Source organism: Butyrivibrio sp. M55, from assembly GCF_900116865.1.
Lineage (GTDB): Bacteria > Bacillota > Clostridia > Lachnospirales > Lachnospiraceae > Butyrivibrio.
The window spans coordinates 68,279-90,786 of the sequence record NZ_FPCD01000007.1 but is presented as its reverse complement, the minus strand read 5'-3'; the positions used below and the strand labels follow the sequence as shown (position 1 = coordinate 90,786).

The 22,508-nt window shown below is 42.3% G+C and carries 22 protein-coding genes and 1 tRNA gene; 2 read left to right on the top strand and 21 right to left on the bottom strand.

Going from position 1 to position 22,508, the window contains the following annotated elements:
* Positions 1–95 precede the first annotated feature (95 nt).
* The gene (locus tag BM398_RS09755; RefSeq protein ID WP_026656585.1) at positions 96–284 is read left to right on the top strand and encodes a YjfB family protein; all 189 of its coding nucleotides are present in this window, start codon (positions 96–98) and stop codon (positions 282–284) included.
* A 123-nt stretch (positions 285–407) separates the two neighbouring features.
* On the opposite strand, the gene BM398_RS09750 is transcribed toward BM398_RS09755, so the two are convergent.
* The 13 genes from BM398_RS09750 to mtaB all read right to left on the bottom strand — a co-directional run bounded on the left by BM398_RS09750 (position 408) and on the right by mtaB (position 12,267).
* Complete coding sequence (locus tag BM398_RS09750; RefSeq protein ID WP_092337492.1) at positions 408–1,394, bottom strand: CPBP family intramembrane glutamic endopeptidase; 987 nt, start codon at positions 1,392–1,394, stop codon at positions 408–410.
* A 3-nt stretch (positions 1,395–1,397) separates the two neighbouring features.
* Positions 1,398–2,231, bottom strand: a complete 834-nt coding sequence (locus tag BM398_RS09745) for a CvfB family protein (RefSeq protein WP_092337491.1) — start codon at positions 2,229–2,231, stop codon at positions 1,398–1,400.
* Between the two features lie 74 nt (positions 2,232–2,305).
* Complete coding sequence (locus BM398_RS09740; RefSeq protein ID WP_092337490.1) at positions 2,306–3,034, bottom strand: acyl-[acyl-carrier-protein] thioesterase; 729 nt, start codon at positions 3,032–3,034, stop codon at positions 2,306–2,308.
* Positions 3,035–3,143: 109 nt separating this feature from the next.
* A tRNA-Gln gene (locus BM398_RS09735) sits at positions 3,144–3,216 on the bottom strand.
* A 196-nt stretch (positions 3,217–3,412) separates the two neighbouring features.
* Complete coding sequence (locus BM398_RS09730; protein WP_092337489.1) at positions 3,413–5,524, bottom strand: glutamine synthetase III family protein; 2,112 nt, start codon at positions 5,522–5,524, stop codon at positions 3,413–3,415.
* Positions 5,525–5,603: 79 nt separating this feature from the next.
* Positions 5,604–6,845, bottom strand: coding sequence for a peptidase U32 family protein (locus tag BM398_RS09725; RefSeq protein ID WP_092337488.1), 1,242 nt, complete (start codon positions 6,843–6,845; stop codon positions 5,604–5,606).
* Positions 6,846–6,861: 16 nt separating this feature from the next.
* On the bottom strand, positions 6,862–7,503 hold the full coding sequence (locus tag BM398_RS09720; protein WP_026656577.1) for an O-methyltransferase: 642 nt from the start codon (positions 7,501–7,503) through the stop codon (positions 6,862–6,864).
* Positions 7,496–8,035: an endolytic transglycosylase MltG gene (locus BM398_RS09715; RefSeq protein WP_092337487.1), complete on the bottom strand. Its 540-nt coding sequence runs from the start codon at positions 8,033–8,035 to the stop codon at positions 7,496–7,498. Before BM398_RS09715 ends, BM398_RS09720 begins: the two co-directional genes overlap by 8 nt.
* Before the next feature lie 43 nt (positions 8,036–8,078).
* A complete protein-coding gene (locus tag BM398_RS09710; RefSeq protein ID WP_026656576.1) occupies positions 8,079–9,758 on the bottom strand; it encodes a ribonuclease J in 1,680 nt (559 codons plus the stop codon).
* A 58-nt stretch (positions 9,759–9,816) separates the two neighbouring features.
* On the bottom strand, positions 9,817–10,080 hold the full coding sequence (locus tag BM398_RS09705; RefSeq protein ID WP_026514412.1) for a DUF1292 domain-containing protein: 264 nt from the start codon (positions 10,078–10,080) through the stop codon (positions 9,817–9,819).
* A 12-nt stretch (positions 10,081–10,092) separates the two neighbouring features.
* The gene (gene ruvX, locus BM398_RS09700) at positions 10,093–10,515 is read right to left on the bottom strand and encodes a Holliday junction resolvase RuvX (protein ID WP_026656575.1); all 423 of its coding nucleotides are present in this window, start codon (positions 10,513–10,515) and stop codon (positions 10,093–10,095) included.
* 16 nt (positions 10,516–10,531) lie between these two features.
* Positions 10,532–10,807 (bottom strand): IreB family regulatory phosphoprotein, encoded by a 276-nt coding sequence (locus BM398_RS09695; RefSeq protein ID WP_026668302.1) that lies wholly within the window; start codon positions 10,805–10,807, stop codon positions 10,532–10,534.
* Positions 10,808–10,914: 107 nt separating this feature from the next.
* The gene (gene mtaB / locus BM398_RS09690; RefSeq protein ID WP_092337486.1) at positions 10,915–12,267 is read right to left on the bottom strand and encodes a tRNA (N(6)-L-threonylcarbamoyladenosine(37)-C(2))-methylthiotransferase MtaB; all 1,353 of its coding nucleotides are present in this window, start codon (positions 12,265–12,267) and stop codon (positions 10,915–10,917) included.
* A gap of 54 nt (positions 12,268–12,321) precedes the next feature.
* Between mtaB and BM398_RS09685 the strand changes: the two genes are divergently transcribed.
* A complete protein-coding gene (locus BM398_RS09685; RefSeq protein WP_026656571.1) occupies positions 12,322–12,552 on the top strand; it encodes an HPr family phosphocarrier protein in 231 nt (76 codons plus the stop codon).
* Between the two features lie 171 nt (positions 12,553–12,723).
* On the opposite strand, the gene thiI is transcribed toward BM398_RS09685, so the two are convergent.
* From thiI to hrcA, 8 genes are all read right to left on the bottom strand, one after another.
* Entirely contained in the window at positions 12,724–13,926 is a 1,203-nt protein-coding gene (thiI, locus tag BM398_RS09680; RefSeq protein WP_092337485.1) for a tRNA uracil 4-sulfurtransferase ThiI, read from the bottom strand.
* A gap of 23 nt (positions 13,927–13,949) precedes the next feature.
* Positions 13,950–15,107 carry a cysteine desulfurase family protein gene (locus tag BM398_RS09675; protein WP_092337484.1) on the bottom strand — a complete coding sequence of 386 codons (1,158 nt, stop codon included), beginning with the start codon at positions 15,105–15,107 and terminating at the stop codon, positions 13,950–13,952.
* A 3-nt stretch (positions 15,108–15,110) separates the two neighbouring features.
* Positions 15,111–15,863 carry an RsmE family RNA methyltransferase gene (locus tag BM398_RS09670; RefSeq protein ID WP_092337483.1) on the bottom strand — a complete coding sequence of 251 codons (753 nt, stop codon included), beginning with the start codon at positions 15,861–15,863 and terminating at the stop codon, positions 15,111–15,113.
* Entirely contained in the window at positions 15,863–16,900 is a 1,038-nt protein-coding gene (prmA, locus tag BM398_RS09665; RefSeq protein ID WP_092337482.1) for a 50S ribosomal protein L11 methyltransferase, read from the bottom strand. The genes BM398_RS09670 and prmA overlap by 1 nt, the downstream gene beginning before the upstream one ends.
* A gap of 264 nt (positions 16,901–17,164) precedes the next feature.
* Positions 17,165–18,346: a molecular chaperone DnaJ gene (dnaJ, locus tag BM398_RS09660; RefSeq protein WP_092337481.1), complete on the bottom strand. Its 1,182-nt coding sequence runs from the start codon at positions 18,344–18,346 to the stop codon at positions 17,165–17,167.
* Between the two features lie 101 nt (positions 18,347–18,447).
* On the bottom strand, positions 18,448–20,328 hold the full coding sequence (gene dnaK, locus BM398_RS09655) for a molecular chaperone DnaK (protein WP_092337480.1): 1,881 nt from the start codon (positions 20,326–20,328) through the stop codon (positions 18,448–18,450).
* A gap of 81 nt (positions 20,329–20,409) precedes the next feature.
* Entirely contained in the window at positions 20,410–21,093 is a 684-nt protein-coding gene (grpE, locus tag BM398_RS09650) for a nucleotide exchange factor GrpE (protein ID WP_242827221.1), read from the bottom strand.
* A gap of 19 nt (positions 21,094–21,112) precedes the next feature.
* Positions 21,113–22,147 (bottom strand): heat-inducible transcriptional repressor HrcA, encoded by a 1,035-nt coding sequence (hrcA, locus tag BM398_RS09645; RefSeq protein WP_026656564.1) that lies wholly within the window; start codon positions 22,145–22,147, stop codon positions 21,113–21,115.
* Positions 22,148–22,508: the final 361 nt, after the last annotated feature.

Genomic DNA, 22,508 nt, shown 5'->3' with positions numbered 1-22,508 from the left:
TCATATTATTTGAAATAATGCTAAGTTTTTGATGTAATATTATCGATATACAAAATAAGAAAAAGTGTTTTATACACAAAAACAGGAGGTGCTATATGGACATACCTTCCTTATCGATGGCTTTATCTCAAAATCGCATACTTACAGATGTAGGTGTAGCAATGCTATCCAAAAATCTGGACACTATGGAAGCTGCCGGACAGAATATGATCGCAGGTATCGAATCTGTATCGGAAACTTCCGTTAACCCCAATATCGGTTCAAACATCGATATAAGTCTTTGAAATACGCCATCAGAAAACTTGCCCGTGGCATTACGCTACGGGCATTTTTATTTCTTATCTTTTTTCTTTTTGAGAATTATGCCGGGAAACCACCGATCGAACCGGCTCCCCCGGATTCATACATCAAACGCCCTGCAAAGCAACAGCGCTGTAAATCATAAAGCTTATTGATAAGATCATTACAATTACAAGAGGAACAGTGAAAAGAGACTGCTTCTTTTCCTCAACCTGACCCCCTGACATATTCATGATGTCAGGCTCCTCTTTCTTCTTCCAAAATCTCAAATTGTCGATATAATCCTGTCTTCCCTCAATCTTCGCCATCTTTTTAACTATTAAAATAGCAAGCGCAGTAAATATGACCGAAAATACTAACAGGAATATAAGCATGAGCGCCTGCATCACGCCTTCGGGAAGCTTGTCCGCCAAAGTTTCGGCATTCGCTACTTCCTCACTACTATCTAACGCAAAATATATTGTCATTACTTCATAGGAATTAAACACCGCATGCGCTATAAACGACGGGATGACACTACCTGTCGCTTCAACCATGAGACAGAACATAAATCCCATTACGGCTCCGTATGCAAACTGGTTAAAGTTAAGATGCATCATTCCAAAAAGCACTGCCGAAAGGATCATTGATGCAAGCACCCTGCCCGTTCTTCTGTAACTCTGGAATATAACTCCCCTGAATATGATTTCCTCAACAAACGGTCCAAATAAGCCTATTGAAGCAACCATAAGTACCATCGGGTATTCAACCATCTGATCGCTTATAGAAGCAACTGCGTTATCCACAAACATCATGGATATTGCGTTTACCAAACCAACAAGCGGGAACAACGTAATAACATAGAGTACCGACAATAATGCCGTGCTGATTTTCACCTTCTTGAGCGGTATGACCGACAGCAGCCCCTCACCGCTATAGAATATAACCGCAACAGACGGAATAAGTATCATCAACTCGCAAAGTGCATTATTTATCGGGAGCGATAGGTTTTTTCCCGTAAACGCCTGCCAAAAAGAAATGTAAATCATAATCACGAACGTTGACAATACCATGAAAAAGAACGCAATGTTCGCTTTTTTGTAATCCATACCCATATTTTATTTCCTCACAATTGAATCCGGTTTAATCTCAATCTTGCCTTCTTTGAGAAGTCTACCGACAGCTCTTTTGAACTCATTCTTACTCATACCGGTCTTATCACGAATAAGCTCAGGGGCTGCTTTGTCGTTAAAAGGAATTTTTCCGCCACCCTTTTCAAGCATATCAAGAAGCTTTTCTGCATCGGCATCCATCTGAAGATACGCTTTTTCTCTAACACTTAAGTTAAGCCTTCCGTCTTCCCTGACAGATACAACTCTGGCATTTACACTGCTTCCGATCTCGATATTGCCATATAATTCCTTCTTGGGAATAAGTCCCGAATAAATATCGTCAACCGCAACAAATGCCCCAAAATTGTCACTTAATTCATAAACCGTTCCTATAACCTTATCATCTTTGGAATAAGGACTCTTATCCAAAAGATAATTGTATACATTCATAGTAACACAAAGTCTGCTACTCTTATCAATATACATTGCACAAAGAACTTCTTCGCCCGCTCTGACTTTCCTTGTCTGCTCCTTGAATGGAAGAAGGACGTCTTTTTCAAGTCCCCAGTCCATAAACGCTCCGATCTTACTCGTCTCTTTTACCTTGAGCATACGAACGTCGCCCAGCATTATCTTAGGTGTCTTAGTCGTTGCGATAAGTCTGTCGTCGGAATCCTTGTATATAAATACTTCCAATCTGCTTCCGATGTCGCAACCTTCCGGTACCTGCTTTCCGGGCAAAAGAACTTTTTCGTCACTTCCGCTCTCCTCCGCAAGGTATACACCGAAATCAACTTTCTTTATTACTTCAAGTTCCTGTTTTTCTCCAAGTTTGATCATTTAGGTTCCTCCGTCCTCTTAGTATCTGCAGTAATCAGCTCTGCATTATCATATTATATATTTATATTACCGTATCAAGCAGTAATAAGTTCAACTACGCATACTGGTTTTCCGTCTTCTCCGTTAAGACTTACCGTATACTTATCATTATCATCTTTTTTGCTCATAATAACAACAGGGCAAAGAACATCTCCAAGCCTTGACTGTTTTTTGTACTCGGCGCGCATGGCAACAATCTTAAGGTCACGTTTAGGAAGACAGTCCATGGCAATTCTTACATACTGGCCGTTATTTACATGATTGTTGGTATCAAGGTTGTGCTGCTTTACCTGTATCTCTTCTCCCCAGAATCGCTCATCTTCTTCGGAAATCTCAATCTTTCTGCCTTCATACTTCATATCAAGTTTAGGCTCAAGCGGATATGCCATTAAAATTTCATCTGTTATTCTACTTGGAAAGCCTTTTTCTATATCTACAAGGGTCCAGATTGAATTGGCAATCGCAAGTCTCTCTCCATCCTTTGTATCCATGAAGAAATTTCTATAGCCGATAGCACCTCTCATATCATAAGGGACCGTACCTATAACAACATCCTCGCACAGCTTGGGATATCTGTTCACATCGATCTGCCATGACGAAAGGACCCAAACAATCCCCTTATCTCTAAGATATTCCATTGATGCCGGTCCGTCCTGCGTCTGAAACGTGGAACAATCCTGAAAATAATCTATAAGTGACTCAAGCGTAAGCTCTCCGCTTCTGTCTATTTCGCTGTATCTTATCCTTGAATTGAATGTATACATACTTTTCTCCTATACGTTATCGTGAGGTTTACGCAACAAATCTAATTAAATATCATGTGGATATAAAAATTAAAGCGAGATTGTCACCAATCTCGCTTTTTCAATATAGCTGGGCTAGTAGGATTCGAACCTACGTAATGACGGAGTCAGAGTCCGTTGCCTTACCGCTTGGCGATAGCCCACCGACAAGAAATGATTATACGTGAGGTATCATAAAAATGCAAGTACTTTTTGAAAATTTTTTCATTTTATTTCGGTTGTAAATCCGAGCATAAAAAATACAACCGTTTTAAGCTATAAAAAAGAATGCCAAAAGCTTTATTTAATAAAGCTTCTGACACTCTATCATTTTTGTAACTATTTTGTCATTCCACCAAATCAGCCCTCAAAGAGAAGATCTGCGTATGTAGGAATAGGCCAGTCTTTCTTATCTACGAGCATCTCGAGCTTATCGGCAGGAGTTCTGAGTGCTTCCATGATAGGAAGAACCTTATCCTTGTAGAAGAAAGCAAGTTCGCGCTGATCCTTGATCTTGCGTGCCTTCTCTTCACTTGCCTTAAGCTTATCGAGAGCATCCTTCATCTTGCCAAGCTGCTCCTGGATTTCCTTGAGCTCGGCAACTTCAACAGATGCATCAACACCTGCTGCCTTGATCTGATTAACATCTGTCGCAACTCTTCCTGCATACTTCATAACAGCAGGAATGATCTGCTTCGAAGCCATATCGATCATTGTAAGTGCTTCAATGTTGATTGTCTTAGCATATGATTCAAATATGATTTCTCTTCTTGATTCAAGCTCTGTCTTTGTATAAACACCGAATCTGTTGAAGAGGTCGATTGCTTTCTTGGTTGTGAGTGTATCGGCAGCCTCAATTGTGGACTTGATATTGGGAAGTCCGCGTCTCTCAGCTTCTTTTACCCACTCATCTGAATATCCGTCACCGTTGAAGATGATTCTCTGGTGATCTGTGAGATATTCCTTGATAAGGTCATGTACTGCCATATCGAAGTCTTCAGCCTTCTCAAGGATATCAGCAGCTTCGCAGAATGTCTCTGCTACGATTGTATTAAGTGTAGTATTGGAACTTGCCATAGAATCGGAAGATCCAACCATTCTGAACTCAAACTTATTTCCTGTAAATGCAAAAGGTGATGTACGGTTTCTGTCTGTAGCATCCTTCTCAAACTGAGGAAGTGTTGAAACGCCTGTCTTGAGCTTGCCGCCCTTTTTGCTGGACTTTGCAACACCTGTCTCAATAAGCTGTCTTACAACATCCTCAAGCTGTTCTCCGAGGAATACAGAAATGATAGCCGGAGGAGCCTCGTCAGCACCGAGTCTGTGGTCGTTTCCAACGTCTGAAGCGCTCTGTCTTAATAGATCAGCGTGTGTATCAACAGCCTTTAAGATACATGCAAGTACGAAAAGGAACTGTACGTTTTTATTGGGTGTATCACCGGGATCAAGAAGGTTTACACCGTCATCTGTGCAAAGAGACCAGTTGTCATGCTTACCTGAACCGTTAACACCGGCAAAAGGCTTCTCGTGAAGAAGGCATCTCATGTGATGATGCTCAGCAACACGTTTCATAGTCTCCATAATGATCTGATTGTGATCTACAGCGATATTGGCTGTCTCATAAACGGGAGCAAGTTCATGCTGTCCGGGAGCAACCTCGTTGTGCTGTGTCTTATCGGGAACTCCGAGTTTCCAGAGCTCAACGTTGAGATCGTTCATGAACTCACCGACTCTTTCTCTGATAACTCCGAAGTAATGATCTTCCATCTCCTGTCCCTTGGGAGGCATAGCACCGAAAAGAGTTCTTCCTGTGAAAAGAAGATCCTCTCTCTTCATTGCTTTATCCCAGTCAACAAGGAAATATTCCTGCTCCGGTCCTACGGATACATTAACTTTTGTGGCTGTAGTATTACCGAAAAGTCTTACTATTCTGAGTGCCTGCTTGTTAATTGCCTCCATCGATCTAAGGAGTGGAGTCTTCTTATCAAGCGCATCTCCTGTATATGAACAAAAGGCTGTGGGAATGCAAAGTGTAACGCCTGCTCCGGATTCCTTAAGAAATGCAGGTGAAGTGATATCCCATGTTGTATATCCTCTTGCCTCAAATGTGGCTCTAAGTCCACCTGATGGGAAAGATGAAGCATCAGGCTCACCCTTTATCAGCTCTTTTCCTGAAAAAGAAGTAAGCATCCTTCCGTCTTTATCAGCGCTTCCAACAAATGAATCATGTTTCTCGGCTGTAATACCTGTAAGTGGCTGGAACCAGTGCGTAAAATGTGTCGCTCCGTTCTCAACAGCCCACTCTTTCATAGCATTTGCGACAACATCGGCAGATTCTTTGGATAATTCTCCGCCATGCTCCGTAACGCTAACAACCTCTTTGTACACATTCTTTGGAAGTCTTTCTCTCATCTTTGCAAGAGTAAAAACGTTCTGTCCGAATATCTCTTCTACGTTCACCCTATTGCTCATCAGTGCCCCTTTCTATACTGCAAAATTTAACTGTTTAAAAGTTTACATCAACTTTTCAAAAACTACTACCAAAATATTATTATTTTTTCTCATTTTCTTTTGAAGGGACTCTGAGTATGTCATATTTCTCCGCAACCTCAGAAAGTTCCACATACAAAACCTGCTTGGGATGAGGGCAGGATTCCACGCTCTCTCCATCCTCGTTGTACATCGCCTTCACCGTAACTTTTACATCGGTTCCGTCAGGCTTCATGATCTCAATCTCATCTCCGACAGAGAACTTATTTCTCTGCTCAATCTTAGCATAACCCCTGTTATCGATCTCATTCACGATTCCAAGGTAGATGTACTCATTTACATATGTATTGACGTCATATATCTGCGTCTCATCGCTGGGCTTTCCGAAATAGAAGCCCGTCGTAAATTGTCTGTATGTGCACTTAGAAATCTGCTCCTTGTACCAAGGCATATTCTCCCTGTACTTCTCTTCGGATTCAAAGAAATCATCTATTGCTTTTCTGTATGTTCTTGCAACGGTCGCAACATAGAGAGCGGTTTTCATTCTTCCCTCAATCTTGCAACTGTCAACGCCCGCATTTACAAGCTCCGGTATATGCTCTATCATGCACAGATCTTTGGAGTTAAAGATGTAAGTACCTCTGTCATTCTCGTATACCGGAAGGTACTCGCCCGGTCTTTTTTCCTCGACAACGGCATACTTCCATCTGCAAGGATGCGTGCAAGCTCCGTGATTGGCATCTCTTCCTGTGAAATAGTTGGACAAAAGACATCTTCCCGAATATGAAATGCACATAGCTCCGTGAATGAAGCACTCCATCTCAAGATCCTCCGGAATCTTCTCCTTGATCTCTTTTATCTCATTGAGTGAAAGTTCCCTTGCCGCAACAACTCTCTTCGCGCCAAGATCATACCAAAAATTGTATGTCTCGTAGTTTGTGTTGTTAGCCTGAGTTGAAACGTGAATGTCTATCTCGGGGCAGATTTTTCTTGCCTTCATAAATATACCCGGATCCGCGATTATAAGCGCATCGGGCTTAAGTTCTTTTAACTCATGAAGGTATTTGTCAACGCCGTCAAGATCGTAGTTATGTGCCAAAATATTCACGGTGACATGAACTTTGACACCATGCTCATGGGCAAACTCTATTCCTTCTTTCATCTCCTCGGGGCTGAAATTCTTAGCCTTAGCTCTGAGCCCAAACGCATCGCCGCCGATATAAACGGCGTCCGCTCCAAATATTACCGCAGTTTTAAGTACTTCCAAACTGCTTGCGGGAATAAGTAATTCCGGTTTTTTCATTCTAATCTCCATACCTTTACAACTTTACAGACAGTGCCATACCGTCGCCAACTGTCAAAATAACCGTGTTTAATGCATCATTGTGTTTCAGTTCATACAGATACTCTCTCATTCTTGCATGAATGGTGCGGTCTCTTCTCGTAACGGCAAATCTTGATTCTATAACATCGCCGTCCTGAAGCACATTATCAGAAACGAGCAGGCCTCCCTTATTAAGTATCCTCAGACACTCGGGTAAAAAATTTATATACTGCGCTTTAGCCGCATCCATAAAAATAAAATCATACCCTTGGGAAAGCGTTTTTAAGATCTCAGTCGCATCACCCTCCAAAAGTGTGATTTTATTGTTAGAATCGTATTTTTTGAAATTCTCTTTTGCTACGGGAATTCTTTTCTCGTATTTCTCTATGGTGGTTATCTTGGTGTCTTTACCTGAATACTCCGCCATCAAAAGTGCCGAAAAGCCAACAGCGCAGCCGACCTCCAGAATATTCTCGGGTCTTGCCTGCGCCATCAGAAACTTAAGAAGTGCCTGCGTGTCCTTCCTTATAATGGGGACATCGCCGGCCTTCGCTTCTCTTTCTAGTTCATCAAGAAATGGAGTGTTACCTCTGTCCAGCGAATTGATAAACGCTGTCATCCTATCCTGATCAATCACTCTCTTTCTCTTCTCCTTCGCTTTCTTCGGTATCTTCGCCTTCTGTTTCTACAGGCTCTTCCTCTTCCTCAGGAGCAAGATCTTCCTCTTCCTCCAAGGCCTTGTTTCCGCCTGAAGACGAATCGGTTGTAGCTTCTACCCATGTCTTGCCATCCTCGCTAAGTACAAGACCTGACATTGTCTTAAGCATATCTTCGGGAGTCATTTTGGTATTAAGCTCATATGTGCCGGCTTTTTCTTTTCCTTTACAATCAGAGAACTTCTCCTGCATCTTAAAGAGTCTCTTATCTTTTATAAGACCTGCGTCAGCAAGCTTATCTGCTATAGCGCCGGCATCGTCTCCGTCTTCAATGGTAACGCTGACTGTTTCTCCGTCACCGTCTCCGTCATACACTGCTGTCTGATTAAAAAGATGATAACCGTAGTAATAAGCTGTCTTTGCGCCTCCAATTATAATAAGCGCTACTACGACTACAAAAACAATCTTTGTTGTGGAATCAAAAATTCCATATCCCAGTTTTCTTGAATTCATATAGCTATTCCCCTTAAGTGATACGACAAATAACCCGTTCGTATCAGAAATTTGTGTCCATGATTATCGGCATTATCATGGGTCTTCTCTTTGTCTTCTTCCATATGTAATCGCTGAGGACTTCTTTTACAATATTCTTAAGTTTGCCCCAGTCAGTCACTCCCTTTTCAAGAGCTTCGGTAACTTCGTCCAAAACAAGATCCGTTGCATCGTCGATCAGCTTGTCCGACTCCCTTACATATACAAATCCTCTTGAAACAATACTCGGTCCGGAAACAAGCTGGCCGCTAGCCTTATCAAGTCCGAATACTACTATTACTATACCATCCTCGGCAAGATGCTGTCTGTCTCTGAGGACAACATTTCCAACGTCTCCGACTCCAAGTCCGTCAACAAGAATTGCTCCCGCAGAAACCTTTCCTTTTACTTTAGCACTATTTTCATCAAGTTCAAGTATATCACCTGAATGCAATATAAAGATATTTTCTTTTGGTATTCCAAGTTCTTTTGCAATCTTTCTCTGTGCGATAAGATGCCTGTATTCACCGTGAACAGGGATAGAATACTTAGGCTTAACAAGCGTATAGATAAGCTTTATATCTTCCTGACACGCGTGTCCGGAAACATGTACATCCTGGAAAATTACATCAGCGCCCTTCATCTGAAGTTCATTGATTATATTAGTTACAGCCTTCTCATTTCCCGGAATCGGATGAGATGAGAAAATAACTGTATCTCCGGCACCGATAGAGATTTTTCTGTGCTGTCCGCTTGCCATTCTGCTGAGGGCAGCCATACTCTCTCCCTGGCTTCCGGTTGTAATGATAACTGTCTTGTTGTCAGGATAGTTCTTAATATTATCGATATCGACAAGTGTGTCATCCGGAATCTGAAGACACTCAAGTCTCTGGGCAATATCAATGATGCTGACCATGCTTCGGCCTTCAATAACAACTTTTCTTCCACACTTGTGTGCTGTATTTATGATCTGCTGAACTCTGTCAACGTTGGATGCGAATGTTGCGATAATTATTCTTGAATTCTCATGTTCTTCAAAAAGATTGTCGAAAGCTCTTCCGACAGTCTTCTCAGAAGCAGTAAATCCCGGTCTCTCAGCATTTGTGGAATCGCACATGATTGCCAAAACGCCTTTTTTACCAATCTCAGCAAATCTCTGAAGATCGATCGGATCTCCAAAGACGGGTGTGTAATCAACCTTGAAATCTCCGGTATGAACCACGGTTCCAGCAGGCGAATAGATTGCAAGCGCCGCTGCATCCACTATAGAATGATTTGTTCTGATGAACTCGACTCTAAACTGGCCGAGATTGATAGACTGTCCGAATTTTACAACTTTTCTTCTGGTGCTCTTAAGTAAATTATGCTCCTCGAGCTTGTGCTCGATAATTCCCATTGTAAGCCTTGTCGCATACACAGGGACATTAAGCTCATGCAAAATGTAAGGAAGCGCTCCGATGTGATCTTCGTGGCCGTGAGTGATCACAAAGCCCTTCACCTTATCGATGTTCTCCTGTAAAAAAGTAACATCGGGGATTACAAGGTCGATTCCCAACATATCGTCATCAGGGAAAGACAGACCGCAATCCACTACAATAATACTGTCTTCATATCTGAAGGCAGTGATATTCATTCCAATCTGCTCAAGACCACCCAAAGGTATGATCTGCAGCTTGGACTCGTTTTCAGTTTTTTTCTTGCTCAATAATTATTCCTCCACTTCTATGGCGGACGCGTAGAACCGGATATTAACCTTTTGCCCGTTAAATATCGAGATCTATGCCATCCTCAGAAAGCAGCTTACGAAATACACCTGCAACTGCATCCAGTTCCAAGTCGTCGTCTACAATAACATAAACCGCTTCTTCATCTTTTATATCGGAGTCGTCGCGCAAAATCAGCGCCTCTCCGTCACCATCTTCTTCATCTGTGACAAGCAAATAAGTCTTTGCACCTATCACTGTCTGCTCGAGGCAATAAAACTCTACAGCTTCACCACCGTCGGGACTAAATATAATCTTTTCCAAAATTAATCACCATTATTCTTTTCTGTTATCCAGATAATCCTGAAGGATAACTTGCGCAGCGATCATATCGACATACTCTTTTCTTTCACGACCTTTTATTCCGAGTTCGTCCATAATCTCATCGGCTGCTACTGTTGTAAGTCTTTCATCCCACATTATCACGGGGACATCGGTACGTCTTTCTATTCTATCCTTGAATTCAAGGCACAACTGCGAACGCTCAGAAGGCGTCATATCCATATTGACGGGAAGGCCCAAAACTATCTTCTCTACGCCGTAAGTGGTTATGAGTTCTTCTATGCGTGCCAGTGTTCTTCTAAGTTTGTTTTCTTCTTTCCTACGGATTATTTCTTTTCCCTGCGCAGTAAGAAGCAGCTCATCACTCAAAGCCACCCCTACAGTTCGAGATCCGTAATCAAGACCCATTATTCGCATTGATACTACTCTCTTATTATTTTCTTGCCCACTCGTTGCTCTTGATATACTCTGTAAGCATCTCTTCCACAAGCTCATCGCGCTCAACCTTCATGATAAGGCTTCTTGCTCCCTTGTGGCTTGTGATATAAGTCGGATCGCCTGACATAATGTAACCTACGATCTGATTAACCGGATTGTATCCTTTCTCAAGCAGGGCATCATAAACAACCGAAAGAACTTTTTTAACACCCGTATCAGGATCAGCTTCGACTTTAAAAAACTGAGTGTTACCCAAATTCTGTTCTGCCATATTTTTATCTCCATTCATCATAAAAAATTTTATATTTTGAAGCTGCCATAAACCGGCCGCTTAAATTCTGATATTTCACTATATATCTTAATATTACACTACTGTATTCAAATAAGCAATGTATCGGTATTCAGAAATCTTCTCGGAATCACCTTGGAAATTTCACCACTTATCGCACCATAAGCGTTTGCTTCGCTCTCGGGAACCGCAACTCTGACATACCTGTCAGTATGACCGATAACATATGTAATCTTATTAATCTCTTCAGTATCTTCCCAGAGAACCGAAAGTTCTTTGCCAAGGAATCCTTCACGGTAGCTCTTTGACTGTGCTTTTGTAAGATCCAGAAGTACATCACTTCTCTCACTCTTCTGTCTGTCAGTGAGCTGTTCCTTCATTCCGGCAGCAACCGTGCCTTTTCTCGGTGAGTACTTAAAGACATGTATTTCGTAGAAGTTGATGTCTTCCACAAATTTTCTGCACTCTTCAAATTCTTCCTCTGTCTCACCCGGAAAGCCGACAATAATATCGGTTGTTATCGCAGGATCCCCGAACACTTCTCGAAGATACTCCACTCCGTTCTTAAAATCTGCTGCCGTATAATGTCTGTTCATTCTCTTAAGAACAGAATCCGATCCGCTCTGAAGCGAAAGGTGGAAATGAGGACAGAGCTTATCAAGTGCACCAAGTCTTTTGGCATTTTCTTTTGTTATGATCCTCGGTTCCAAAGAGCTTAATCTTACTCTCTCAAGTCCTTCGATATCATTTATCTTTTCCACAAGATCTATTACAGCCGATTGTCCTTTATCAACTCCGTAAGAACTTATGTGGATTCCGGTAAGAACCACTTCTTTGCAGCCCTTCTGAACAAGTCCCTTTATCTCGGAAAGAATCTCTTCCATATCTCTGCTGCGTATTCTTCCTCTTGCATATGGAATAACACAGTAAGTACAGAACTGATTGCATCCGTCCTGAATCTTGATATACGCTCTTGTTCTTCCGGGAAGTTCGTTTAGAGTCATGTCTTCATATTCGGAAGTTTTATTTATATCTATTATGGATGTTCCGCCAAGAGTCTTGTCATCAGTCTCGTTCCTGATCTCCAGGAATTCATCGAGAATCTCGACTATCTCTGACTTCTTGTTATTACCGACCGCAAGGTCTATGCATTCATCTTTTTTGACACCTTCAATACCTGTCTCAACATAACATCCGACCGCCACAACAACAGAATCGGGGTTCTCTTTTTTTGCCTTATGAAGCATCTGTCTGGACTTTCTGTCGGCGATATTTGTGACCGTACATGTATTGATAATATAGATGTCAGCCTTCTCTCCAAAAGGCACGATTATGCCGCCCGCTTCCTTGATTTTCTGGGCCATAACATCCATTTCATAATTATTTACTTTGCACCCAAGATTATGCAATGCAATCTTTAGGTTTCTGATGTTTTTTTGCATTGACTTTTACACTTTCTACGTTTACTATAAAGAAAAGAAGGAGGTATTTGCGCAATGAAGACCGTTAAGATTTCACTTAATTCAATCGACAAGGTAAAATCCTTCGTAAACGACATCACAAAGTTTGATTATGACTTCGATCTCGTTTCGGGAAGATATGTTATCGATGCTAAGTCTATTATGGGTATTTTTTCACTCGACCTTTCTAAGCCGATTGACCTTAATATCCACGCTGAGGACGGTGCAGACGAAGTTCTCGATATCTTAAAACCTTATTTGATCTGATAAAAAACATCAGATCCCCAAAAAAGATTATTCAGGTCATCCCTTATGGGATGACCTTTTTTTGAGCAGAGCACTTAGCGAGGTCTTTTCGAGCTTAGTGCGAGCCATGGGGATGTACTTAATGAGGTTCTTTCGAATTTAGTACATCTCCCATGTGCAGAGCACTTTTCTTTACTTCTCAATCACAATAACTTCATCTGTCTCAAGAGCAGTCTTCACGAGTTCATCAATCTTTTCACTGAGATTCTCTTCATGTTTTCTGATAATATCTGCCCTTGGCTTTGTAACGGGATGCTTGGCAACAAAGATCGTGCAGCAATCCTCGTATGGAAGAATAGATGTCTCATAAGCATCAATCTTGTATGAAATATCCACAATATCCTGCTTATCAAAAGCAATAAGAGGTCTGTAAACGGGAATATCGGTAACAACTTCTCCCGTGCACATAAGACTCTGCATAGTCTGTGAAGCAACCTGTCCGATACTCTCACCTGTCACAAGTCCCATGCATCCTGAGTTCTGAGCAAGTGTATCGGCGATTCTCATCATATATCTTCTCATGATAATAGTAAGTTCATCATGAGGACACTGCTTGTAAATGTACATCTGTATATCTGTAAAGTTAATGACATGAAGCTTTACTCTGCCTGTGTACTTTGCGATAACACCTGCAAGATTGATAACTTTCTGCTTAGCCTTCTCACTTGTATAAGGAGGAGCGTTGAAATAAACAGCCTCAATATCAACACCTCTTTTTGCGATCATATATCCTGCTACAGGTGAGTCAATTCCTCCCGACAAAAGAAGCATTGCCTTTCCTGCGGTTCCAATCGGCATTCCTCCGGGTCCCGGGATAACTTCAGAAAAGATGTTGAGCTTCTCTCTGAGCTCTACATTGATAAGAATATCGGGATCATGCACGTCAACCTTCATCTCGCTGTACGCATCAAGGATTCTTGCACCGAGTTCTGCGGCAAGTTCCATAGAATCCATGGGATAACTCTTATCAACCCTTCTTACTTTAACTTTAAATGTCTTGTTTTTTACAGGATAAACTCCGTCGACAAAATCTATTACAGCCTTCGCAACTCCGTCAACATCAGGAAGATTGTTCTCGCCGTCTCTTTCAATCGAAACCGCAGGACAGATTCCCGTAACTCCAAATACAGTCTTAAGCTGTCCGACTGTCTCATCGAAATCAAAGTCCTTGGCCTCAATGTACATTCTTCCCGCAACTCTTGAAACCTCAAACTCACCGTCACACTTTGAAAGAACTCTCTTAATCTGCTTAACGAGAGCTTCCTCAAAGATATATCTGTTTTTTCCCTTAACGCCGATCTCGGCGTATTTGATTACAAAAGCATGATACTGCATATCTTTTCCTCTTTCTTAGGCCATCAGTGTCTATAAAACATTCGCATATTCTCAACCTGCGAACAAAGTGTATCAAGGAAGAAATCAATCTCCTCCTTGGTTGTCATAAGAGACATACTTATTCTTATCGTAGATTCAAGAAGTTCTCGTTCTACTCCAACCGCAACAAGTGTATCTGACACATGCGGATTATTTGATGAACATGCGCTTCCCGCAGATACATATATTTTCTTACTGCTAAGCATGTTAAGAACCGTCTCAGCCGCAAGACCTTTTATTGAAAGGCTCACAATGTGCGGCGCTCCATCTTCACAGGAAGGTCCGTTTATCTTTATATCCGTGATCCTATCATTGAGCGAATCGATGAGATACTTCTTAAGTTCATATAACTTTTCGATTCGATTTTTGAAATCATCATGGCACATCTTTGCCGCAAGGGCAAGTCCTGCAATTCCCGGCACATTCTCAGTTCCCGATCTCATGCCCTTTTGCTGACCGCCGCCGTAGCATATAGGCACGATCTTGGTTCCTTTTTTGATGTATAAAAATCCTACGCCCTTTGGTCCGTGTATCTTGTGACCGCTCACAGACATCAGATCTATATTCATTGCTCTGGGACGAATCTGAACCTTTCCATATGCCTGAACCGCATCAACATGAAAAACAATGTCTCTGTTTATAGCTTTAATAAGCTCTCCCGCTTCCGCAACAGGTTCAATCGTTCCGATCTCATTATTTACAAACATCATAGACACAAGAATTGTGTCTTCCCTTATTGCAGCCTTAAGATCATCAAGACTTACCTTTCCTTCGTGATCTACAGGAAGATAAGTTATCTCAAATCCCTCTTTCTGAAGGTACTCCATTGTTACAAGTACCGCAGGATGCTCGATTGATGTTGTGATGATGTGCTTTCCGCGCCATTTGTTGGCTCTCGCAGCTCCTATTATCGCAAAGTTATCAGACTCTGTTCCGCCTGATGTAAAAACTATCTCATTGCTGTCAACTTTAAGCGTTGCCGCAATAGTTTCCCTCGCCTGAGCAAGTCTCTCTCCCGAAACAAGTCCCATGTGATGGACACTTGAGGGATTTCCGTATTCTTCTTTCATTACCTTGGCTACAAGATCCGCAACTTCATCAAACGCCCTTGTTGTAGCCGAGTTATCCAAATATGCTTCCATTTCTCATCCTTCTAAATGATACATAAGCCATGAAATAATCGTAAAACCTGCTGTCTCTGTCCTAAGAATTCTTTTTCCCAAAGTTATCGGAAGAACGCCGTTTTCTTTTGCAAGCGCCACTTCCTCTTCAGAAAATCCGCCCTCAGGTCCGATAAATACAGCAATGTCCTCGCCGGGTTTTATACCCTCTATTATCTTCTTTGTTTCATCTATATGTTCTGCAAGTTCATAGGGTATGAGCTTTACATCGAGTTCTTTTGCATACTCTATTGCCTGCTTCATTGTCATCGGTTCTTTTACTGCGGGAATAACCGCTCTCTTACTCTGCTTGGCTGCAGCTTCCGCGATTGCCTGCCATCTCTTAACTTTCGACTCAGCTTTTTTTGCATCAAGCTTTACTATACATCTTTTTGTAGACATAGGTATAATCTCAAAAGCTCCGAGTTCAACAGCCTTCTGAATGATGAGCTCCATTTTATCGACCTTCGGAAGCCCTTGAAAAAGATAGATCTTTGACGGAAGTTCATTTCCCACTTCCTCAACAAAGCAAAGCTTTCCGACAACGCTTGTCTTATTTATTTCTTCAATCTCGTAAAAGAGCTCGCGGCCGTCGTTTTCCTCTTTGATACTTACGGAAAACTGCTCACCCACTTTCATCCTAAGGACATTGGCGATGTGATTGTAATCGGATCCGACTATATCCACGCGTTTAAGATCGGGGCTCACCTGCGCGCTTTCAACAAAAAAATGATACATCAGTTTTTCCTCGATGTGATAGAAACCCAGTCTCCCTGATGATGGATCTCAAGCATCTCAAGACCCGCATCAAGATGTGCTTTTTTAACTTCTTCCTCTTTGGTATTGATGATTCCCGATGTAATATATATTCCGCCGCTCTTAAGCTGATTCAATATAACGGGAGTCAGAGGAACAAGTACATTTGCCAGTATATTCGCAACAACGATGTCATACTTATCATAGCCGACTTTATCCTGTATCTCTTTATCATCTATGATATTTCCAATCATCATCTCGAACTTATCGGGGCTGATGTTGTTATTCTCCATATTCTCTTTTACCGCGGGAACTGCGCATTTATCAAGATCTGTTCCGACAGCATGCCTGGCACCGAACATAAGAGAAAGAATTGAAAGCACTCCGCTTCCCGTTCCGACATCGAGAAGTTCGGTCTCGGGAGTTACGTATTTCCTCAACATTCTGATACAAAGCTGGGTCGTCTCGTGCATTCCTGTTCCGAAAGCTGTTCCGGGATCGATATGAAGAACCATCTCTGCCTTCTCTTTGTCCTCATCCGTTTCTTTCTCCCATGAAGGAATAATGAGAACATCGTCTATATAAAACTTATGAAAGTACTGTTTCCAATTGTTGATCCAGTCAATGTCTTCCGTAACATCAACCGATATTGTTCCGTCACCGATATCTGTAAAAGTTCTGAGTTCAGCAAGCTTTTCCTTTATCTTTTCAAGCATCTCATCGGGAGTTTTCTTAGCCTTTACATACTCGCCGTTATCATCGGAATACTCAACCGTAAGCATGTCATTATCATCGATTTCCAAAAAGAAATTGAGATAAGCGATTCCATCTTCTATACCTGTTTCTTTTTCATCAGGCTCAAGTTCCGGCGCATCAATAAACATCTGCTCTTTATCAGATGCAGTCAAAGGTGCGTTATCCTCTATCTGCGCGCCTTCAAGACCAATGTCTTCAAGGTAACTGATTATGATATCTTCTGCCTCTTCGTTTGTACGAACTCTAAAACGCATCCATTTCATATTTTTCACCTATATAATTGTAAATATTTTGTGATATACGAATTGCTTCATGGCATACGCCATTCTCGCAATTCTACAGAAATTCGGAAAACGCTAATTTACTTCGTAAATTGCTATTTCCTCATTTCTGTTCGGGTCATAAAGTCGAAATGCTACTCATGCAAGCATGCACGCATTTCCGACTTATGACTCCTATATCACAAAAAACTTCCGTAGTTATTTCTAACTACGGAAGTATACCATACTTTAAAACATAAGGAAAATTTATTTCCAGAATGATTTCTTTTTCTTACCACCGGGACCGTCATTTCCGGGATCTTTGTCCTTGGAATCCATCATGCGCTCGGCCGCTGTAAGAGAATCACCTGTGAGCTCATCAAATTTCTTAAGAATGTCTTTCGCTTCTTTCGAGATTTTCTCGGGAACCTGAACAACAAGTGTTACATAGTGATCACCGCGAATTGTCTTATCTCTGAGTGAAGGAACTCCCTTTCCGCGAAGTCTGACTCTTGTATCTGTCTGAGTTCCTGCCTTAACGTCATAAGCAACCTTGCCATCAACGGTATCGATAAGAACCGTTCCTCCGAGAGTTGCAACCGCGAATGATACGGGAACCATAGAGTAGATGTCGTATCCCTCTCTCTGGAATATAGGATGATCTGAGATGATTACCTCAACAAGAAGGTCTCCTCTCGGTCCGCCGTTTACTCCGGGCTCACCCTTATCACGGATTCTTACGCTCTGTCCGTTATCTATACCTGCAGGAATTGTAACCTGAATCTTCTTTCTGCTTGCGATATATCCCGTTCCGTGGCAATCGGTACACTTATCCTTGATAACCTTACCTGTTCCGCCGCACTCAGGACATGTCTGAACATTTCTTACAGTGCCAAAGAAAGACTGCTGTGTGTATACGATCTGTCCTTTTCCACCGCATTTTGAACATGTCTGTGCTGTTGTTCCGGGCTTAGCTCCGGTTCCGTGACATGTCGGGCAGGGATCTTTTATTGTAAGTTCAAGCTCTTTCTCACAGCCAAATACAGCCTCAAGGAAAGTAATCCTTACGCTGGCACGCAGATTGGCACCCTTGGAAGGGCCGCTTCTTGCGCCACCACGTGACCTTCCGCCTCCGAAGAAATCGCCGAATATATCTCCGAAAATATCTCCGAAGTCAGCACCGTTAAAGTCAAATCCTCCGAATCCGCCTGAACCGCCTTCGAATGCAGCATGACCGAACTGATCGTACTGTCTCTTTTTCTCAGGATCGCTAAGTACAGCATACGCTTCCGAAGCTTCTTTGAACTTCTCTGCCGCAGCTGAATCTCCGGGATTCATATCAGGATGATATTTTTTAGCAAGTACACGATATGCTTTTTTAATCTCATCATCCGAGGCACTCTTGCTTACTCCGAGAACCTCATAGTAGTCACGCTTTTGCTCTGCCATAACACTCCTCAAATATCATCAAATTTTCTCTCTGTTTCGAAATGCTCCGAATAGCCAGGCGAGTATTCGTCTGGCTATCAGAAACTTTATCGTAAAACTTATTATACTTCTCTGTAGTCGCCATCAACAACGTTGTCGTTGTTATCAGCTGCATTTGAAGCTCCGCTCATGTCAGGACCTGCGCCTGCTGCACCCATATCAGGGCCTGCACCTGCTGCCTGAGCACCTTCGTACATCTTAGCAAAGAGTGCCTGTGCATCTGTCATAAGCTTCTCTTTCTGGCTCTTAAGTGAATCGATCTCGCTGTCTGAAAGCTCTTTATCCTTTGTGCTCTCAAGAGTCTCTTTAAGAGCTTTGATATCATCCTCAACTACCTGCTTCTGAGATGCATCTATCTTGTCGCCAACTTCCTGAAGAGCTTTCTCAGTCTGGAATACAAATGAATCAGCATCGTTACGCGCATCAATTCCTTCTTTACGCTTCTTATCCTGTGCTTCATATTCCTGAGCCTCCTTAACAGCCTTATCGATGTCCTCATCAGACATGTTTGATCCTGCTGTAATTGTGATATGCTGCTCTTTTCCTGTTCCAAGATCCTTAGCGGATACGTTAACGATACCGTTTGCATCGATATCGAATGTTACCTCAATCTGAGGAACTCCTCTCATTGCCGGAGGGATTCCGTCAAGTCTGAACTGTCCGAGTGACTTATTGTCCTTAGCGAACTGTCTCTCACCCTGAAGAACGTTGATGTCAACGGCTGTCTGGTTATCAGCTGCTGTTGAGAATACCTGGCTCTTCTTTGTAGGAATGGTTGTGTTACGCTCGATAAGTCTTGTAGCAACACCACCCATTGTCTCGATTGAAAGTGAAAGAGGTGTTACGTCAAGAAGAAGGATATCGCCTGCGCCTGCATCTCCTGCGAGCTTACCACCCTGGATAGAAGCACCGATAGCTACGCACTCATCAGGGTTAAGGTTCTTTGAAGGCTCCTGGCCTGTAAGTTGCTTAACCTTCTCAACTACGCAAGGAACACGAGTTGATCCACCTACAAGGAGAACTTTTCCGATATCTGAATTTGTAAGACCTGCATCTTTCATAGCATTCTGAACAGGGATTGCTGTTCTCTCAACAAGGTCATGGATAAGCTCTTCAAATTTAGCTCTTGTAAGATCTACATCGAAGTGCTTAGGGCCATCAGCTCCTGCTGAAATGAAAGGAAGGTTGATATTTGTTGTTGTTGATGAAGAAAGCTCTTTCTTAGCTTTCTCTGCAGCTTCTTTAAGTCTCTGCATAGCCATCTTATCGCCTGAAAGGTCAACACCCTCTTTGCTCTTGAAGTCCTGAACCATCCAGTTGATGATAGCCTGGTCGAAGTCATCACCACCAAGGTGTGTATCACCGTTAGTAGAAAGAACTTCGATGACACCGTCACCGATCTCGATGATTGATACGTCGAATGTACCACCACCAAGGTCATAAACCATGATCTTCTGCTCTTTCTCGTTATCAAGTCCGTATGCAAGTGCAGCTGCTGTAGGCTCGTTGATGATTCTCTTAACCTCAAGACCTGCGATCTTACCTGCGTCCTTTGTAGCCTGACGCTGTGCGTCATTGAAATATGCGGGAACTGTGATTACAGCTTCTGAAACTTTTTCGCCGAGGTACTGCTCTGCATCAGCTTTGAGCTTCTGAAGGATCATAGCTGAAATCTGCTGAGGAGAGTACTTTTTTCCATCAATGGTACGACCGTTGTCTGTACCCATGTCTCTCTTGATTGAAGAGATTGTATTGTCTGCATTTGTAACTGCCTGACGCTTAGCGGGCTCACCAACTATTCTCTCGCCGTTCTTTGTGAAAGCAACGATTGAAGGTGTTGTTCTGGCTCCCTCTGCATTAGCGATAACAGTAGGCTTTCCGCCTTCCATAACTGCTACGCAGCTATTTGTTGTACCTAAGTCGATACCGATAATTTTACTCATTTCTACTTTTCCTCCGTTATAAAAATTGAATTATTCTCGTCTTAATTTCAGTGATGTCGATATTCTTATTCTCTATACCACTCACTGGGTAACACCAACCATGCTGTGTCTGAGCACGGTGTCGTGGAACATATATCCCTTTTGAAGTTCCTGTGCAACAATTCCGGATTCATATTCCTCACTTTCCACCTGCATAACCGCGTTGTGGAAGTTGGGATCGAATTCTTTTCCCACAGCTTCAATCGGGGTTACTCCAAGATCTTCCATCTGTTTCATAAGCTGTTTGTAGATCTTGTTCATACCGTCTGCAAAGGCTCCGTCTTTCTCATCTTCGGGAACCGCCTGAAGTCCTCGCTCAAAATTATCTATTACAGGAAGAAGTTTCTCTAAGATACTTCCCTGACCCTGCTCAAACATCTGAGCTTTCTCTTTGTCGGTTCTCTTTCTGAAGTTATCAAACTCTGCGACCTGTCTGATAAGTCTGTCATTGAGTTCATCTATCTTTTCCTTAAGAGGATCCTTTTTCTCTTTTTTGTTGAAAAGACCTTTTTTCTTATCGTCAGTCTCTTCTTCGGAAGTCTCTTCGTTATTCTCTTCGGAAGCTTCTTTATCCTCGGCCTCGGCTTCCTCTTTGGCAGCTTCTTCCTTCTTCTCTTTAGCTTCCTCTTCAAGCTCTTCAATGATTTCTTCGAGAACTTCCTTCTCCTGCTCGTTCACTTCCTTTGTAGGTTTATCGTGAACTTTTTTCTTATCTGTACTGCTCAATTTAAATTTGCCTCCTCATCTAGCTCTTTTTCCTATAAAGTTCGTCAAGAGCGTATCTCATATTCTTAAGTGTCGAAATAACTTTGTCGTAGTCCATTCGCTTGGGACCGATTATTCCGACGGTACCTTTCATTCCGTCACCAAGTTCGTATGTTGCGGTAACAACGCTGCAATCCTTCATCGCCTGAACCGGAGTTTCATTTCCGATATATACCTGAATGCCTGTCTCTTCTTCATCAGCAGAGAGCGTGTTCTCAACGATACTGTTAAGATCTTTGGCATCCTCAAACGTACTTATCAGCTCACTCGCTTTGGCACTGTCCGTAAGCTCCGGATACTTGAAGATGTTCATCGTTCCGCTTGTATATATCTGAAGGTCATCATCAGCCGTGATCGACTCTGCCGCAGCATCAATGACATTTCCTATAATCTCGCTGTGTATGCCTGCTTCCTGCTTGACAGCTGCTATAAGTCCGAGGTTGATGTCCTCAACCGCAAGGCCGTCCAGTCTTGTGTTCAACAAGATGTTGAGCTTAAGCATCGTGGCGTCATCAAGCATTTCCTCTACATTTATAATCTTGTTCTTGATGACATTACCTTCTATAACTATGGTCGCAAGAAGGTGTTCCTCATCGACCTTTGATATCTGTATGAATTTAAGTTTGTTCTTTCTGATCTGTGGTGCCGAGATCATCGTTGCGTAGTTGGTATCAACGGCAAGTGTCTTAGCAACCTTCTTAAGGAGTGTCTCAAGCTTCTCTTCCTTATCAAGAAGCATCTCCTTCATATTCTCTACTTCCTGCTCTTTGTCACGAAGCATCTCGTCTACATAGACACGGTAACCCTGATCTGAAGGAATACGTCCCGCCGATGTATGCGGCTGAATAATGAGCCCCATCTCTTCGAGGTCTGCCATCTCATTTCTTATAGTAGCGGAGCTAAGATTAAGATCCGTATACTTGGAAATTGTACGGCTTCCTACAGGTTCGCCCGTCTCAAGGTAATTTCTGACTATCGCATGAAGTATTTTTCTTTTTCTTTCGTCTAATTCCAAAGTGTCCACCTTCCTATGTATTCACCGGTTAAATTCATTGGACGGTAACTGTTTTCTTATGTGTTAGCACTCACTTGACTTGAGTGCTAACATCTTCTGTATCATAAATTATCACTCTGGGCCATTAATGTCAACAATCCTTTTCTAAAAAGTATATAAAGTGATGGCTTTCATGACGCCGAGGGAAGGGGTATATATGTGGAAATGCTTGTGTTCGGCTGCGGTGTGATTTTCTAAAAATAAAATAAGAGGGAGATGCCTCATTTCGACGTTGCTCAAAGCAATCGGCATCTCCCTCTTATTTCATTCCGAAAATCATCATCCTCGTCCGAGAACTGCACATTTCCACATATATACCTCT